The organism is Dactylosporangium sp. NPDC048998 (genome assembly GCF_043197855.1).
GTDB lineage: Bacteria > Actinomycetota > Actinomycetes > Mycobacteriales > Micromonosporaceae > Dactylosporangium.
In genome coordinates this window covers 200,067-215,634 of the sequence record NZ_JBICTV010000006.1, presented here as the reverse complement: position 1 = coordinate 215,634, position 15,568 = coordinate 200,067, and the positions used below count along the sequence as shown (strand labels likewise).

Annotated in this window: 14 protein-coding genes and 1 pseudogene; 12 read left to right on the top strand and 3 right to left on the bottom strand. The window is 73.1% G+C overall.

What is annotated here, in order from left to right; all coding sequences use genetic code 11:
* Nucleotides 1–58 precede the first annotated feature (58 nt).
* Nucleotides 59–742 (top strand): hypothetical protein, encoded by a 684-nt coding sequence (locus tag ACGFI8_RS17690; protein WP_392805944.1) that lies wholly within the window; start codon nucleotides 59–61, stop codon nucleotides 740–742.
* Here the strand turns inward: ACGFI8_RS17690 and ACGFI8_RS17685 are convergent.
* The gene (locus ACGFI8_RS17685; protein ID WP_392805942.1) at nucleotides 718–1,119 is read right to left on the bottom strand and encodes a winged helix-turn-helix transcriptional regulator; all 402 of its coding nucleotides are present in this window, start codon (nucleotides 1,117–1,119) and stop codon (nucleotides 718–720) included. The two genes, ACGFI8_RS17690 and ACGFI8_RS17685, sit on opposite strands and share 25 nt — an antisense overlap.
* Nucleotides 1,120–1,233: 114 nt before the next feature.
* Between ACGFI8_RS17685 and ACGFI8_RS17680 the strand changes: the two genes are divergently transcribed.
* On the top strand, nucleotides 1,234–2,118 hold the full coding sequence (locus ACGFI8_RS17680; RefSeq protein WP_392805940.1) for an NADP-dependent oxidoreductase: 885 nt from the start codon (nucleotides 1,234–1,236) through the stop codon (nucleotides 2,116–2,118).
* A 449-nt stretch (nucleotides 2,119–2,567) separates the two neighbouring features.
* Here ACGFI8_RS17680 and ACGFI8_RS17675 read toward each other — a convergent pair.
* Nucleotides 2,568–3,116: pseudogene (locus ACGFI8_RS17675) on the bottom strand (IS5 family transposase); the annotation flags it as partial.
* Nucleotides 3,117–3,153: 37 nt separating this feature from the next.
* Between ACGFI8_RS17675 and ACGFI8_RS17670 the strand changes: the two are divergent.
* From ACGFI8_RS17670 to ACGFI8_RS17650, 5 genes are all read left to right on the top strand, one after another.
* A complete protein-coding gene (locus ACGFI8_RS17670; RefSeq protein ID WP_392805937.1) occupies nucleotides 3,154–3,714 on the top strand; it encodes a hypothetical protein in 561 nt (186 codons plus the stop codon).
* Nucleotides 3,715–4,160: 446 nt separating this feature from the next.
* On the top strand, nucleotides 4,161–4,850 hold the full coding sequence (locus ACGFI8_RS17665) for a hypothetical protein (RefSeq protein WP_392805935.1): 690 nt from the start codon (nucleotides 4,161–4,163) through the stop codon (nucleotides 4,848–4,850).
* Nucleotides 4,847–6,865 (top strand): sensor histidine kinase, encoded by a 2,019-nt coding sequence (locus tag ACGFI8_RS17660; protein WP_392805933.1) that lies wholly within the window; start codon nucleotides 4,847–4,849, stop codon nucleotides 6,863–6,865. Before ACGFI8_RS17665 ends, ACGFI8_RS17660 begins: the two co-directional genes overlap by 4 nt.
* Before the next feature lie 11 nt (nucleotides 6,866–6,876).
* The gene (locus ACGFI8_RS17655; protein WP_392805931.1) at nucleotides 6,877–7,533 is read left to right on the top strand and encodes a response regulator; all 657 of its coding nucleotides are present in this window, start codon (nucleotides 6,877–6,879) and stop codon (nucleotides 7,531–7,533) included.
* An 87-nt stretch (nucleotides 7,534–7,620) separates the two neighbouring features.
* A complete protein-coding gene (locus ACGFI8_RS17650; RefSeq protein ID WP_392805929.1) occupies nucleotides 7,621–8,826 on the top strand; it encodes an MFS transporter in 1,206 nt (401 codons plus the stop codon).
* 24 nt (nucleotides 8,827–8,850) lie between these two features.
* Here the strand turns inward: ACGFI8_RS17650 and ACGFI8_RS17645 are convergent, their stop codons facing one another.
* On the bottom strand, nucleotides 8,851–10,731 hold the full coding sequence (locus ACGFI8_RS17645; RefSeq protein ID WP_392805926.1) for a hypothetical protein: 1,881 nt from the start codon (nucleotides 10,729–10,731) through the stop codon (nucleotides 8,851–8,853).
* Between the two features lie 271 nt (nucleotides 10,732–11,002).
* Between ACGFI8_RS17645 and ACGFI8_RS17640 the strand changes: the two genes are divergently transcribed.
* From ACGFI8_RS17640 to ACGFI8_RS17620, 5 genes are all read left to right on the top strand, one after another.
* Nucleotides 11,003–12,148, top strand: coding sequence for a sensor histidine kinase (locus tag ACGFI8_RS17640; protein WP_392805924.1), 1,146 nt, complete (start codon nucleotides 11,003–11,005; stop codon nucleotides 12,146–12,148).
* A 16-nt stretch (nucleotides 12,149–12,164) separates the two neighbouring features.
* A complete protein-coding gene (locus ACGFI8_RS17635) occupies nucleotides 12,165–12,818 on the top strand; it encodes a response regulator (RefSeq protein ID WP_392805922.1) in 654 nt (217 codons plus the stop codon).
* 179 nt (nucleotides 12,819–12,997) lie between these two features.
* On the top strand, nucleotides 12,998–14,170 hold the full coding sequence (locus tag ACGFI8_RS17630; RefSeq protein WP_392805920.1) for a sensor histidine kinase: 1,173 nt from the start codon (nucleotides 12,998–13,000) through the stop codon (nucleotides 14,168–14,170).
* On the top strand, nucleotides 14,167–14,790 hold the full coding sequence (locus ACGFI8_RS17625) for a response regulator (protein ID WP_392805918.1): 624 nt from the start codon (nucleotides 14,167–14,169) through the stop codon (nucleotides 14,788–14,790). Before ACGFI8_RS17630 ends, ACGFI8_RS17625 begins: the two co-directional genes overlap by 4 nt.
* Nucleotides 14,791–14,964: 174 nt before the next feature.
* Entirely contained in the window at nucleotides 14,965–15,567 is a 603-nt protein-coding gene (locus ACGFI8_RS17620; RefSeq protein WP_392805916.1) for a hypothetical protein, read from the top strand.
* Nucleotide 15,568 lies beyond the last annotated feature (1 nt).

The window sequence follows — 15,568 nt, the reverse complement described above, 5'->3', positions numbered from 1 at the left end:
CGGATTCGAGACGCGCGCGGGCAGAGCCGGGGACCGGTCCGGTCATAGCGTTTCCGGCATGACGAACACCGATTCCCCCGCCAAGCGGGTCATGCAGATAGCCGCCGGAACCGCCCTCGTCGCGGGCGCCGCATCCTTCTTCGCCGGCCTCGCCACGTCGCCGCCGCAGGCCGACGAGTCGAAGGCCACCTATCTCCGCTCGCTCGCCGAGGACCCCTTCACCACCCAGCTGTCCGCGCTGCTGCTGCACTACGGCAACCTGTTCATGGGCGTCGGCCTGCTGGCGGTGCCGCTGCTGGTCCGCGGCCGCCGCGGCGGCGTGCTCACGGTGATCGGCGCGATGCTGGGCGCGCTCGGGCTGATCGAGATGTCCGGCGCCCTGCTGTCCGACTGGTTCCACATGGAGCTCGGGCGCAACCTGCCGGTCGAGCAGGCCGTCGCGATCTCCGACAAGGTCCTGGCCCACCCCGCACAGCAACTCGCGTTCAGCCCCGGACCGCTGGTGTCGCTCGCGCTGCTGCTGACGTTCGCCGGGCTGTCGCGGGCCGGGGTGGTCGGCTGGTGGACCGTGCCGGCCGTGGTGGTGGGCTACGCCGGGCTGCTCTTCATGCCGTACGACACCCCGATCCTGCCGGCCGTGGGCACCCTGCCGATGCTGGCCGCGATGGCCTTCGCCGGCCGGCGGGTGCTCGGCCGGGCCCGCGTCGAGACGCCGGCCTACCCCGCGGCGGCGGCGTCGTAGTTCTCGCGGGCCTGCAGGATCTGCCCGATGTGCGCCTCGGACCAGCTCTTGAGGGCGGACAGGACCGGCACGAGGGTGCGGCCGAGCGGCGTCAGCTCATAGTCGACCCGCACCGGCACCGACGGGGTGACGGTGCGGGTCACCAGTCCGTCGCGCTCCAGCGTCCGCAGCGTCTGGGTGAGCATCTTCTGACTCGCCCCGGCGATGCGGGTGCGCAGCTGCCCGTGCCGGAGTGCCCCGCCGGCGAGGGCGTTGACGACCAGGCCGGCCCACTTGTCCCCGATGGTGGCGAACACCTGCCGGGTCGGGCAGGCCGCCATGAACGCGTCGTAGACGATCCGCTCGTCGGCGCGCCGCTGCTCGGCGGTCTTGGTCACGACTCCTTCGACTCCTCCGGGTTTCATAGGCACTAATAGGTACCTACTTACCAACGGTACCCGACCCGGGGCACGGTGGCGACAGGTCATTGCCGCACCCACCTGGAGGAAGCCATGTTCGTAGTCGAGGTCTCGGAGTTCGGCGACGCCGACCGCCTGCGCGGCGCGCGGCGGCCCGACCCGGCGCCCGTCGCGGGCCGCGTCCCGGTCCGCGTGAGCGCCGCCGTGGTCAACCCCGTCGACGTGTGGACCCGGGCCGGCGCCCTGGCCGCGCTGCTGCCGGACCTTCGGCCGCCGTTCGTGCTCGGCTGGGACTTCGCCGGCGTCACCGACGACGGCACCGCGGTCGCCGGCCTGGTGCCGTGGTTCGCCGACGCCGGCGCCACCGGCACCTACGCCGAGCGCCTGCTCGCCGACCCGGCGTGGCTGGCGCCGATCCCGGCCGGCGTCGACCCGGCCGAGGCGGCGACGCTCGCCCTGAACGGTCTCACCGCCCGGCAGGCCCTCCCGCTGGCGGGGCTGCCGGCCGGCGCGCGGCTGCTCGTCACCGGCGCCAGCGGCGGGGTGGGCGGCTTCGCGGTACAGCTGGCGGTCGCGGCCGGCCTGGACGTGACCGCGATCGCCTCGCCCGGCGACGAGGCGTTCGTCGCCGGCCTGGGCGCCAAGGAGGTCGTCACCCGCGGTGCCGCGCTGCCGGTGGGCGCCTTCGACGCCGCCCTGGACGCGGCCTCGCACGGCGGCGTGCTGCACGCGGTCCGCGACGGCGGCGCGTACGTCGCGGTGACCGGCCCGAGCGCGCCCGCGCCCGAGCGCGGGATCCGGGTCGCCGAGGTGCACGTGGTGCCGTCCGCGGAGGGCCTCGCGGCGCTGCTGGCCGACCTGGCTGCGGGCCGGCTCACGACCCGCATCGCCGGCCGCCTGCCGCTGGCCGAGGCCGCCGAGGCCCACCGCCGCGTGGAGCGGGGCGGCCTGCGCGGCAAGCTGGTCCTGCTCCCCTGACCGGACGGCGGCAGGACCGTCGCCCGGTAGGTGACCGCGGGCACGTCGCGCAGTGGCTCGGGCAGAATCGGGGCGTGCGCCGAACGCTGCCGGCGCGCAGGTCCACTTCGTCGACATGCACGCCGCCCTGACGGTCGCGGACCTGGCCGACGGCGTCCACCCGAGCGCCGCGGGCTACGCGAAGATGGCCACGGCCTGGGCTGCGGCCATCCGCCCGGTGCTGAGCGGTCCGACACCCAGCGCCGGTGGGCCCGGTCCGGCACCCACTGCCGGAGCGCTCCGCAACGGGCCGGCCCGAGCGGCGCGCGTCACGGCGGCGGGGAGGGCTGCGGCAGGCTGACGGTGACGACCGTGCCGCCGCCCGGGTTCTCCGAGATCCCGATGGCGCCGCCGTGACGCTTCGCGCCGCTCCCGCCTGAGACGCAGCTAGGGCCTGTTTGGAGTTGTGATCATGTGGTGGGGTGGAGGCTGCGCATCCAGATGATCGATCCGCGCAGTTGGAGCCCCGCCATGTAGCTGTCGGGCGTCTTGTCGTAGCGCGTGGCCAGACCCCGCCACGCCCGGATCTTGTTGATGCAACGTTCCACCGTGTTGCGTTCCTTGTACTGCTCGGCGTCGTGGGAGACCGGCCGTCCGCCGGCGCTACCACGCTTCTTGCGGTTCGCGGCCTGGTCGGCCTTCTCCGGGATCACCGCCTTGACCTTGCGTCTGCGCAGGTAGGCGCGGTTAGCGCGGGAGGAGTACGCCTTGTCGGCGGCAACCGCGTCGGGCCGGGTGCGCGGACGGCCGACCGGCCCGCGCACCTTGACCTTCTCCAGCACCGCGACAAACCGGGGGCTGTCGGCGGCCTGCCCCGGCGTGAGCACGAACGCCAGCGGACGGCAGCGGCGGTCCGCCGCCAGGTGGACCTTGCTGGTCAGCCCGCCGCGCGAGCGCCCGAGCTCGGCCACCTTGAGTCGGGCACGACGGCGCCGCCGCAGCCGTCGACGCTCGGCCCGGTCCGCCTCCCGCGCCTGCACCTCAGCCGTCACCGGGGTGATTTGCCCGATCTCCGGCGCCCTTCGTCGGGCTCTGGGTCTGGGATCTCAACGGTCACGGACGCCGATCGCTGTCGCCTGCCGGATCCCGCGGGTCGAGGACCGTGTCAACGCCTCGCTGTACGGCGCGTATCTGGCCGGGCTGGCGGCCGCGTTGGATGCGGCGGGATTCGGCCTGCGTCTGGTCGCCGCCGAGTGGGGCGGACAGGAGACAGACGCCTATGTGGATCTGTACCGGCGATCGGAGATCAGCGCCGTCGTCCTCATGGACCCGCAGGCCTGCGACGACCGAGTGACAGTGCTTCGCGGCGCGGGCGTACCGGTGGTCCAGTACGGACGACCGTGGGCGGGCCGCGACGTGGGATGGGTGGATGTCGACGGCGCCGCCGGCGTCGCCCAGGCGGTCAGCTGGTGTGAACAGCGCGGCCACCGCCGCATCGCATTCCTGGGCTGGCCTGAGGAGGATGGCGTCAGCCGCGACCGTGAACGCGGCTGGCGCACGGCCCTCGAACAGCTTGGCCTTCCCTGGGATGACCTACCGCTCTCCTCGCAGATCTGAGCTCGATTCGTCAGCCCGTCAACCAAGCCGCTGAGGCCACCGCAGACCTGGTCGTCGAAGAGATCGCCGACGACGATCATGAGCGTGGCGGCCTGCTGATACCCGCCACACTGGTACGCCGCCTCACCTGACATCAAGCCCTGCCAGAGTGCGGGAACGCGGGGCTTTGCGGATCTGTTCGCGCGATGATCCGGGTGGGTCGGAGGCCTGGGACACGATGGTGATGAAGCACTATTCACCGCAGTTCAAGGCGGATACGGTGGCGCTGCAGCTGCATCCGTCTGGAAGATCGGCGTCGCGGCTGGGCAGATACGGTGCCGGCTGTGGTCGGTGGGGATCATGTCCCGGTGAGGATCGGGACACCGCGCCGATGTGCCCGGGACACCGCCGGCGGCACCGTTTCCATGTTGCCGTGATCCGCGCGGCATTTCGGAAACGGAGACATGATGAGCACCACTGCAACAGCCTCGCCGGCGCCGGTCAAGGCCCGGCCCATCTCACCGGTGACCGGCTGGACGTCTGCCGGTCGCGCGGGGGCGGCGATCACGCTGGTCGCGTCCGGCCTGCTCTGGTTGGTCGGCGACGTGATCGGGTTCGGCCAGGACCACATGGCGTACATGACCTCGCACCCCGCGTTGGGGGGCATCGGGGTGACGGCCGACATCCTCGCGGTCCCGTTCTTGTTGGGCAGTGCTGTCGTGTGGCTGCTGATGGCTCGGCGTGCATCCCCCAAGCTTGCCTGGATCGGTGCGATCCTGTTGGTGCTCGCCTTTACCGCCCAGGCGATGATCGAGGGCGTCGAGACGATCGCTTACTCGGTCGCGCAGAGCGACAGGATCGACCACGCGACGTTCGCGGAGGTCTCGAACCAGCTGCCCGGGCTGCCTGGGGCCGTATTCATGGCCATGTTCTTCATCGGGGGGAGCCTCGGTATCGTTCTCGCGATGGTCGCCGTATGGCGCAGTCGCGCCGTCCCCCGCACCGCCGTCGTGCTGCCTGTCGCGTTCCAGGTCGTAGAGATGGCCGGCGTGCCGTTCCCGGCCACCGTGCTGGTGCTCGTCGGTTTGGTATGGATGGCGGTCGCGGTGCTGCGCACCCCTGGGCGGAGCGTCGAAGCGGTGCCGGTGACGCCGTGACCGGCTCGAACGTGCACCTGGTCGGTGCCGCGCCCGAGGAGGGCGTGGCGCCGGCCGCGGCTGCTTTTCGCGGTGAGCCGAGCGTGCGCGGCCGGGTGGCGATCGCTTTGGCCGTGCTGGCGGTGGCGGCCTCGGTGCTGTGGGGAGTACTCGCGTCCGGCAACGGTCGTACGTTGGCGTGGCTGATCGCTCAGCACGAGCTGGTCGGTGCCGTCGTCGGCGTTTCCTGTGGCGTGGTCGGCGCGGTGGTGATCCTGCATCGGCCCGGCCATGCGTTGGGGTGGTTGCTGGTCGCCGAGGGCCAGCTTCAGGCGGGCAGCACGATGCTCGTCGAGTACGCCGCCCATCGCCCGGCGTTGCCGTTGACTGGTGTCGCGATCTTCATCGGCGGCTATGTGTGGCTGCCCGGTATGGCCATCGCGGCGGGCCTGTTCACGCCACTGTTCCCGGACGGCCGCCCGGCTTCGCGCCGGTGGCGCCCGCTGGTTTGGGCCGCCGCGGCGGCGGTCGCCCTCGCGAGCGGGGCGTTTCTGTTCGTCCGCGACGCGGCGGACCCGCCGGCGATCCCGGTGGCGCTCGCCACGGCCGGCGTCCTTGCGTCCCTCGCCTGCGGAATCATCGGCGCGCTGGGCCTGCTGGTGAGGATGGTCCGCGCCTCCGGTCCGGAACGTCGGCGTGTCGGCTGGTTCTTCACCGCGTTCGCCGTCGTGGTGACCGCGCAGGTGCTGCCGGTCAGTCCGCTCGTGCCCACGGTGGCGGTCGGGCTGGTGCCGGTGGCCCTGGGCGTGGCAATGGTGCGTCACCGGTTGTTCGACGGCGACCGGCTGCTGAACCGGACTCTGGTCTACTCGATCCTGACGGTGCTCGTCGCGGGGGTCTTCGGGCTGACCGTCGGTGTCGCGTCCAACGCGCTGGGCGGTCACGGCACGGGTGCTGTCGTCGCCGCCGTCGTCATCTCCCTCGGCCTGGCCCCGGCGCGTACCGCGGTGCAGCACGTCGTCGACCGCCTGCTGTACGGTCGGCGCCGCGATCCGTACGAGGCACTGACCGGGCTCGGCCGACAGCTGTCCACCGCAATCGCCGCCGACGATCTACTGCCGACGATGGTCTCCACGATCGCCGCCGCGCTGCGGCTGCCCTACGTCGCGATCACCCTGTCCGGTGAGTCCGCACCCGCCGCAACGCACGGTCGTCCGGCCGGTGCCACCGCCGAGGTGGAGTTGCACCACACGGGCGAGGTCGTCGGGCATCTCACCATCGGTCTGCCGCCCGGTCAGCGTTTTCTCGATCCGGGCGACGAGCGGCTCCTGCACGAGGTGGCGCGGCAGGCCGGTGTCGCGGTCGCGGGCGTACGGCTCACCCACGACCTGCGCCGCTCCCGCGACGCGCTGGCCGTCGCCCGTGACGAGGAGCGCCACCGCATCCGACGCGACCTGCATGACGGGCTCGGCCCCACGCTCGCGGGCGTGGCACTGGGCATCGGCGCCGCGCGCCGCTCGGTCGCCGCTACCGCGCCGGACACCGCGGAGCTGCTCGGCCACCTGGAAGCCGAGGTCCGCGACAGTCTCGACGACGTCAAACGGCTCGTCGCCGACCTGCGGCCGACGACGCTCGAACAACTCGGTCTCGTCGAGGCGCTGCGCCAGTACGCCGAGACGGTGACCCGCCGCGCGCAAGGCGCGCTCAAGGTCCACGTCGACGCGGACCCGCTGCCCGCCCTGAGCACAGACGTCGAGATCGCCGCGTACCGCATCGTGCTGGAGGCCGTCACCAACACAACCCGGCACGCACGCGCAGGGCAGTGTCTCATCCACGTGTCAGCCTCCGACGGTCAGCTGCGACTTGCCGTACGCGATGACGGGGTCGGCTTGCACGCCACACCGCAGAGGCCCGGACTGGGCCTGCGCTCGATGGCCGAGCGAGCAACCGAACTCGGCGGCTCGTGCACCGTCAGCGCGGCCGCCACCGGCGGTACCCTCGTCACGGCGCTGCTACCGCTCACGAGGACCGAATGAACGCCATCACCGTGCTCATCGCCGACGACCACCCCGTGTTCCGGCACGGCCTGCGCGCCGCGTTGGCTGACGCGGACGGCATCACCGTCGTCGGAGACGCGACCACCGGAGAGGCGGCAGTCGAACGGGCGGTGGCACTGGGCGCCGACGTGGTGTTGATGGACCTCAACATGCCCGGCATGAACGGGATCGATGCCACCCGCGAACTGGCTGGCGCCGCGCCGCACATCGCGATACTCGTACTCACCATGTTCGACAACGACGAATCCCTCTTCACCGCGATGCGCGCCGGCGCCCGCGGGTATCTCGTCAAGGGCGCCGAACAGGAACAGATCACCCGCGCCATCCACGCGGTCGCCTCCGGCGACGTCGTTTTCGGCGCAGGCGTCGCGAGCCGGGCCCTCGCCTACTTCGCCGGCGCCGGGCCGCACGGCCGGGCGGCGCGCCCGTTTCCCGAGTTGACCGACCGCGAGGTCGAGGTGCTGCGACTGGTCGCGGAGGGATGCAACAACACCGACATCGCACGGCGACTGCACCTGTCCGACAAGACGATCCGCAACAACATCTCGAACATCTTCACCAAGTTGCGCGTCGAGGACCGAGCACAGGCGATCGTACGCGCACGGCGAGCCGGCCTCGGCGAGCCCTCCGCGCATACGCAGTCCTAACTAGACCGGCCATCCGGCCGCTCGCAGGGGCTACGAGGCGGCAGCCCAACTTGCAAACCGTACGTTCGTCTTGTTGAGTTCGACGGCGTGAAACTCCCGCCCCGAGGCACCCCGCGCATCCTGATGGTCGCCACTCTGGTGAACACATTCGGCAACGGGGCGTACCTGACGACGAGCGCGTTGTTCCTGACCCGATCGGTCGGGCTGACGCCGGCTCAGGTCGCCGTCGGGTTGATGATCGCGGCGGTGGCTGGCATGGCGCTGACAACGCCGATGGGCTACCTCGTCGACCGGCGCGGTCCGCGGGGCGTACAGGTCGCTGCGCTGGTGGCGCTGGCGGGAGCGTTCGCGGCGATGACCACGGTGAAGACACTGTGGTCCTTCGCATTACTGGCCTGCGTCATCGCCGTCGGCGACGCGACGGTGAAAGCCGCCAATGGAGCCATGATCGCCGGTGCTGTCCCGGCGCAGGAGCGCGTGCGGACGCGGGCATTCGTGCGGTCGACGAACAACTTGGGCATCGCGCTCGGCACGCTCGCCGGCAGCATCCCGCTGGCGCTCGACAGCCGCAGCGGCTATCTGGCCGTGCTGCTGCTCAACACGGTGACCTTCCTCGGCGCCGCGCTCATCGTCAGCCGGGCAGACCGCGTCGCGCCGGCCACGCCGCCGCCCAGCGGTCCACGCATCGTCGCCCTGCGCGACAAACCCTTCGTCGCCTTCGCGATGGTCGACGGGCTCGTCGCGGCACTCTACAACGAACTGCTCAGCCTCGCCCTGCCGCTCTGGCTCGTGGCGTACACACACGGTCCGGTCACGCTTGTCTCGGCCGCACTGCTCGTCAACACGATCGGCTGCGTGACCCTTCAGGTCTGGGCATCTCGTGGTACGCACACAGCAGCCGATGCGACCGGGGTAACCCGGCGCGGCGCGTTGGTGGTCGCAGCGTCGTGTGTCCTGTTCGGACTTACGTCGGGCGGCTCGCCGTGGCTGGTGGGCGTACTCGTACTCATGGGCGCGGCCGTGCATGTGCTGGGTGAGTTGTGGCTGTCGAGTGCGACCTTCGCGGTGGTCTTCGACCTCGCGCCCGACTGGGCGCAAGGACAGTACCAAGGCGTCCACCAGACGGGCCGCCAGATCGGCAACATGGCCGCCCCGCCGCTGCTGACGGCGCTGGTGATCGGGTGGGGGGCGCCGGGGTGGGCCGGGCTTGCCGCGATCTTCGCGGCTGCCGGATTCCTTTCGCCGCACATCATCCGCTGGTGCTTGCGCCGCAAGTACGCCTTGGCGGCATGAGGGCCTTAGGGCCTGCCGTCCCTGTCATGATCGCCGGTTGCGGCGAACGGCCTGGATGATCGCGCCGACGAAGCCGGTTCCGCCGCCGACGAGCAGGACCCTCCCCACCGTGGTGGCGGTGATGGAGTGGCCGTCCAGCGCGCTCAGGGTGCCCGGCTTCTTGAGCCGCATCGCGTCGACCGCGAGCCCGGGCAGGTTGCCGTCGGGCTGTGCCGTCGCCCCGGTGGTGGTGGTGGCTGCCGCGCCGCCGTCGCCGGACACGTCGTCGGTCGGCGCCGGCTGCGCCGCGATCAGCTGCGCCGGCCGTGTGGGCTGGTCGGTGAGCACCGGCTGGGCCGGCTGCGTCGTGGCGGGCGGCGGCTGCGGCGGCTGCGTCGTGGCGCGCGGCGGCTGCGTGGTGAGCACCGGCTGCGGCGGCTGTGCGGTGTGGACCGGCTGCCCCGTGGTCGGCACCGGTGCGGCCGCCGTGGCCGGTCGCGTCGGCGAGGCGGCCGGTGAGGTGGGCGGTACCGATGCGGATGCCGTTGCCGTCGGCGCGGCCGAGGTCGGCACGATGGCAGAGGCGGACGCGGACGGCCTCGCGGCGGTGGAGCCCGACGGGGTGGGCTTGGGCAGCTGACCGAAGCGAGCGCTGATCACGACGCCGTTCGCGTCGGAAGAGACGGTCACCGGGTTCTTGATCCGCAGCAGCCGGGGGCAGTCGAGCTCGTCGTACGAGCCCTTGAACCGCTGGGCCAGGAACGTGAACAGGCTGTTGGCGGCCTGCGGGTCGGGTGACGCCGCGCGGACGGTCAGCGCCCGGTCGAGCTGGATGCGGTCCGCGCCGACCTGTAGCAGGTTGCGGCAGTACGCGGTCGGTGTCTCGGTGGCCTGGTCGATCGGCGGCTGGCCGACGCCGACGCGGTACAGGTTGGTTTTCGCGACGCTGGGCCGGTTGCCGATCTTCGTCATCGGGTCCGACGTCGGGACCAGCGCGACCGGCGCCTGCTGGTGCGCGGCGGCCTGCAGCTCGTTGAGGGCCAGCGCGGTGGCCGGCGCGCCGGCGTCGGCGAGGTCTGGTGCGCGGTACGGCGTGCAGCCGAGCGCCGGGAAGACGTGCGCGTCGAGCAGCCCGTTGTCGCTGCCGTTGACCTCGACCCGCGCACCGCGCCTGGCCAGCGCGGCCCGGTTCGCGGCGGTGTTCTGCGCGGTCGTGCCGTCGGCGAGCGCGAGGTACGTCGTGGTGACGTTGTCGCTCTGGTCCATGTCGACCAGGCCGAAGTCGCGGGTGGTCGGGCACGGCCGGCCGTCGGTGGCGGTGCCGAGGTCCGGCACGGTGAGCCTGCCGGCGGCGATCGCGGCGTTGGCGGCGTCGAAGACGGCGGGCGCGTTGCAGTACGCGAACTGGCCGAAGATCGAGTTCTGGGCGCCGTTGACGCATTTGCCGGCGGCGAGGCTGCCCCTGTCGTCGGCGAGCCGCAGGTTGTCGCCGTTGAAGCCGAACCACAGGCCCACGACCGCGCCGGCCGGGAGTTTCGGCGCGGCTGGCACGACCGCGGCGCGTTTGCCGTCGTCGACGACCAGCGGGTTGTACACGGAGACGTTGCCGGTGGCGGGGTCGACGATCGTCGCCTGCACGAAGGTGGCCATGCCCGCGTCCGTCTCGTGGCACGGCGCCCTCAGCCGGTACGGGGTGGCGAGGCCGTTCGCGCTCAGCGGGTTGGCGGGTACGACCAGGGTGCAGTTGACTTCGGCTGCGTCCTGACCGGCGTTGGCTTCCTGAGAGGTGAGGATGAACCCGCCCAGCGCCACAACGAACGCGGGCAGGCCCAGCATCAGCAGTGGCCGCCACGCCCAACGGCGACCGGGGTACCGGGCCGATGACCTTCGGTGACCCGGCGTCCATGCCGGGCGGTTGTCGGACACGCTGGACTCCTTGCCATTGACGGAATGTCATCAGCCGTCACTGCTGAACGGATCGGCCAGAATGATCGCGGCTCCTTCAGCGATCCGGCGGCTACGGCTCGACCGTACGTTGCGAATGGGCCGGAAAAGCGTTGCGGAGCAAGGCATAATGGCGATTTAAAGTGATCCTCAAGTGGGCCGCCTGGCGGATTTCCCACGGAAACGCGGAGCGTATTCGGGACCCTACTTTTGGCCGGTTCGGCGCGGTCGGCGGTTCCGTAGTCTGGGAGCCGTGGCGTTGTTGGATCGGACGGTGGACGCGGCGCTCGGGGCCGGCGCGGTGGTGCTGCTCGGCGGCACGGCGGTCGCGCTCGCGGTCAGCTGGGGCGGGGCGTACTGGCTGCCGGGGCTGCTCTGCGGCGCCGCTGTGTGCGCGATCGCCATGCTGCGCCGGCGCGCGCCGCTCGCGGCGGCGGGGGCCGGGCTGGTCGTGGCGGTGGGGGCCGTGCTGGGAGCGCGGGTGGCGGGGCTGCCGGTCGAGCCGCAGCCGGGGCTCGCGCTCGGGCTGGCCGCGCTCGTCGCCGGCGCGGTGCGGCGGCTGGAGCCACGGGTGGCGGGCGCGGTCGCGGGGGCTGCCCTGGCCGTGCTGGCCGCCGGCCCGGTGCTGTCGGCCCAGCGTTCGTCCGGCGGTGCGACCGCGGCCGCGGTCGCCGACGTGCTGGCGTGGGTGTGCGGGGCGGGCGCCGGGCTGTGGCTGCGGCTGCAGGAGCAGCGGCGCCGGGAGATGGCCGATGCCGTACGCCGGGAAGAGCGCCTCGCCCTCGCCCGGGAACTCCACGACGTCGTCGCCCACCACGTCACCGGCATCGTGGTCCAGGCCCAGGCGGCCCGGGTGGTGGCCCGCCGCGCGCCGGAGCACGGGCGGCTCGACGAGGCCGTCGCCGGCATCGAGGCGGCCGGCTCCGAGGCGCTGACCGCGATGCGCCGCATCGTCGGCCTGTTGCGCGACAACGCCGACGCGGCACCCGCCAGCGGCGGCACCGAGCGGCTCGAGACCCTCGTCCGGCGCTTCAGCGAAGCCCCGCGAGAAGGCGAACGCGGGGACGGGCCGCGGGAGGTGCGCGTGGAACTGCCCGACGGCGCCGACGACTGGCCGCCGGAGCTGAACCGCACCGTGTACCGCGTCGTGCAGGAGGCGCTCACCAACGTGGCCCGGCACGCGGGCCGGGCCGAACTGGTCACGGTGCGGGTCACGCGGGACGCCGGGGGCGTGACCGTCGAGGTCACCGACGACGGGCCGCCGCCCGGAAACCGGGGCGGGCCCGGGGGCTTCGGGCTGATCGGGATGCGCGAGCGGGTCGAGGCGCTCGGCGGGCGGCTGTGCGCCGGGCCGGCCGAGCCGCGGGGCTGGTCGGTCGTGGCCCGGCTGCCGCGATGACAACCGGGTGGTGCACATGACGATCCGGGTGCTGATCGCCGACGACCAGGCCATGATCCGCGGTGGGCTGCGGCTGATTCTCGAGGACCAGGACGACATCTCGGTGGTCGCGGAGGCGGCCGACGGGGTCGAGGCGATCGAGGCCGCCCGGCGGCTGCGGCCCGACGTGTGTCTCGTCGACATCCGCATGCCGCGGCTCGACGGGCTGGAGGTCACCCGGGCGCTGGCGGGGCCGGCCGCGGTCGATCCGCTGCGGGTCATCGTGGTCACGACGTTCGACCTCGATGAGTATGTGTACGGCGCGCTGCGCGGCGGGGCGGTCGGGTTCATTCTCAAGGATGCCGGGCCCGCGCTGCTCGTCGAGGCGGTGCGCGCCGCGCACGCGGGGGACGCGCTGGTGTCGCCTTCGATCACGGTACGACTGCTGCGGCACTTGAAGCCTCCGCGCCGGGCGCTGCTGGCCGGCGTGCGGCTGTCCGATCGCGAGACCGAGATCGTGCGGCTCATCGCGCGCGGGCGGACGAACCAGGAGATCGGCGCCGAGCTGTTCATCTCGCTGAGCACCGTGAAGAGCCACGTGTCGACGATCCAGACCAAGCTGGGGCTGCGCAACCGGGTGGAGATCGCGGCGTGGGCCTGGGAGCACGGCGTTGCGGGCGAGGCCCACTGATCCCGCTGGCCCCGTCACGCGCTGTCCCCGGGCGGCGGGCGGGTCGCCCGGGCTCGAAGCCCGACGGCGTGGCGCCCGCGACGCGGAACTCGTACGGGAAGTGGCGAGAAATCCCCAGCAGGCGCACCCGGGCTAATTCGGTACATTTAAAAAGTCGCGAAACTCGGTAGAGTCCCAGGATGACCGTCGATCGTGCGGTGGCCCCCGCCGCCGTTGGGCGGGCCGTGCTGCTCGGCCGGGGTGCCGCCACGCTCGCCGCCGCCGGCACCGGGCTGCGGCTCGCCGCCGACCCGCGCCCGCTGCTGCTCGCCGCGGGCATCGCCGCCGCGACCACGGCCGCCGGGCTCGCCGTGCTGTCCCGCGACCCGTACGTGGTCCGCCGCCCCGTGCCGGTGCTCGCACTCGACGGCCTGCTCGTACTCGGCGTGCTGGCCGTCGACCCCGGCATTGCGTACTTCTGCGCCGCCGCCGGCGCGTCCGCCCTGGCCGGCGTCGTCGTCGGCCTGCGCGCCCTCGTCATCGGCGCCGCGCACGCCGCCCTCGGGTACGCCGTGGCCGCCCGCGTCCTGGCCGGCAATCCCGCACATGCCGAGTTCGTCCTCGCGTTCCCGATCGCCTGCGTCCTGGCCGCGGCCGGCGCCGCGGTCGCCACCGCGGCCCTGCGGCGCCACGTCGAGCTCTCCGTGCGCGTCGTCGCCTCCGCCCAGCGCGCCGCCGCGGCCGGCGAGCGCGCCCGCCTCGCCCGCGAGCTGCACGACTCGGTCGCCAAGACCCTCCGCGGCGTCTCCTTCGCCGCCCTCGCCCTCCCGCAGAGCCTGCGCCGCCACCCCGACCTCGCCGAGCGCCTCGCCGGCACCGTCTCCGAGGGCGCCGCGGCCGCCGCGCGCGAGGCCCGGGACCTGCTCGACGGCCTGCGCTCCGACGAGCCCGACCGCGACTTCCGCGAAGTCCTCGAGTCCCTCTGCGCGCGGTGGCGGCAGTCGACCGGCATCCCCGTCACGTTCGACGCGGCGCCCTGCGACCCGCCGGTCGCGGTCCGCTACGAGCTGTGCCGCATCCTCCAGGAGGCGCTGCGCAACGCCGCCCGCCACTCCGGCGCCACCGCCGTCACCGTGCGCCTCGACGCGCACCCCCGGCACCTCACGCTGCGCATCGGCGACGACGGCCGGGGCTTCCGCATGCCCGCCGACCCGGCCGAGCTGCGCGCGGGGCACCACTACGGCATCCTGGGCATGTCCGAGCGGGCCCGGTCGGCCGGCGGCACCCTGCGCGTTTCCTCAACCCCCGGCGGCGGTACGGCGGTGGAGGCCGCGATCCCACTCCCGTCCCCGGCCACGGCGAGCCGCCCATGATCGGCGTCCTGGTCGTCGACGACAACCCGATCGTGCGCGCCGCCCTTCGCGGCTACCTCGACGCGACGCCCGACGTCACCGTCGTGGCCGAGGCCGCCGACGGCCTGGAGGCGCTGGCCGAGGCCCGCCGCGCCGCGCCCGCCGTCACGCTGCTCGACCACCGCATGCCGATCGCCGACGGCCTCTCCGTGCTCACCGAGCTTGCCCGCCACACCGCCGTGCTCGTGCTCACCAGCGACGCCGACCCCGCCCTCATCGCCCGCATGCTGCACGGCGGCGCGCGCGGCTACCTCATCCACGGCGCCTTCACGCCCGAAGAACTCCAGCGCGCGGTCATCGCGGTGGCCTCCGGGTACGGCTGGCTCTCCCCCGCCGCGGCCGCGGTGGCCACCGCCACCATGCGGGCCCGGCCGGCGGCCCGCCCGCATCCCCGGTACGGCCTGACCCGCCGCGAGCAGGACGTCCTGGACCTGCTGGCGGAGGGCCTCTCCAACGCGGCGATCGCCCACCGCCTGCTGCTGACGGAGAAGACGGTGAAGAACCACCTCCACCGCGTGTACGCCAAGCTCCGCGTCACCAACCGCACCGAGGCCCTGCTCCGCTGGACGGGCCGCACATGACCGGTCCGCAGCGGAGCGGAGGGGCCGGTCATCATGGGCTCAGGTCCAAGTCATGCCGCAGCCGGAGCGAAGCGGAGGTTCCGGCATGACCGGTCCGCAGCGGAGCGGAGGGGCCGGTCATCATGGGCTCAGGTCCAAATCATGCCGCAGCCGGAGCGAAGCGGAGGTTCCGGCATGACCGATCCAGCCGCTGACGCGCACGACCGGTCGCCGGTCATCTGGCGACGGCTCGGATGGGCATCGCTGGCCGCCGCCATCGCCGCGACGATCGCGGTCGTCCCCCCGCTCGTCCTGCCCTCCGCGGCGCCGTCTCCGCCGTCGAAAGGGCCGTCGGGAGCCCCGTCGGAAGCGCCGTCGGCCGCGCACTCGTCCCTGCCGGCAGCGCCGCCCGTGCCGGCCTTCCGGGCCATCAGCCTGCACGCGGCCGACGACGCCAACCTCCGCAAGGGCGCGCGCGTCATCGACTGCCCGTCCTGCGACGGCGGCCGCCGCGTCGGGTACATCGGCGGCCCGAACACCCTGGCCATCCGCGTCGCCGACGTCCCCGCCGCCGGCGACCGGACCCTCGTGATCGTGTACGAGACCCAGGACCCCCGCACGCTGATGGTCACCGTCAACGACGGCCCGGTACACACCATGTCGCTGTCCGGCGCCGGCGACTACCTCATCCCCGCCACGGCCTCCCTCCGTGTGTACCTCCCCGCGGGGACCAGCTGGATCCGCTTCTTCAACGACGCCGGCCCCGCCCCCGACATCAACCGCATCGAACTGCGCTGAT

What these genes read in the sequence shown, in the direction of transcription:
- ACGFI8_RS17620 (WP_392805916.1), top strand. Translation starts at nt 14,965, where the DNA reads ATGACCGATCCAGCCGCTGACGCGCACGACCGGTCGCCGGTCATCTGG.
- ACGFI8_RS17625 (WP_392805918.1), top strand. Translation starts at nt 14,167, where the DNA reads ATGATCGGCGTCCTGGTCGTCGACGACAACCCGATCGTGCGCGCCGCC.
- ACGFI8_RS17665 (WP_392805935.1), top strand. Translation starts at nt 4,161, where the DNA reads ATGAGCACCACTGCAACAGCCTCGCCGGCGCCGGTCAAGGCCCGGCCC.
- ACGFI8_RS17680 (WP_392805940.1), top strand. Translation starts at nt 1,234, where the DNA reads ATGTTCGTAGTCGAGGTCTCGGAGTTCGGCGACGCCGACCGCCTGCGC.
- ACGFI8_RS17630 (WP_392805920.1), top strand. Translation starts at nt 12,998, where the DNA reads ATGACCGTCGATCGTGCGGTGGCCCCCGCCGCCGTTGGGCGGGCCGTG.
- ACGFI8_RS17690 (WP_392805944.1), top strand. Translation starts at nt 59, where the DNA reads ATGACGAACACCGATTCCCCCGCCAAGCGGGTCATGCAGATAGCCGCC.
- ACGFI8_RS17635 (WP_392805922.1), top strand. Translation starts at nt 12,165, where the DNA reads ATGACGATCCGGGTGCTGATCGCCGACGACCAGGCCATGATCCGCGGT.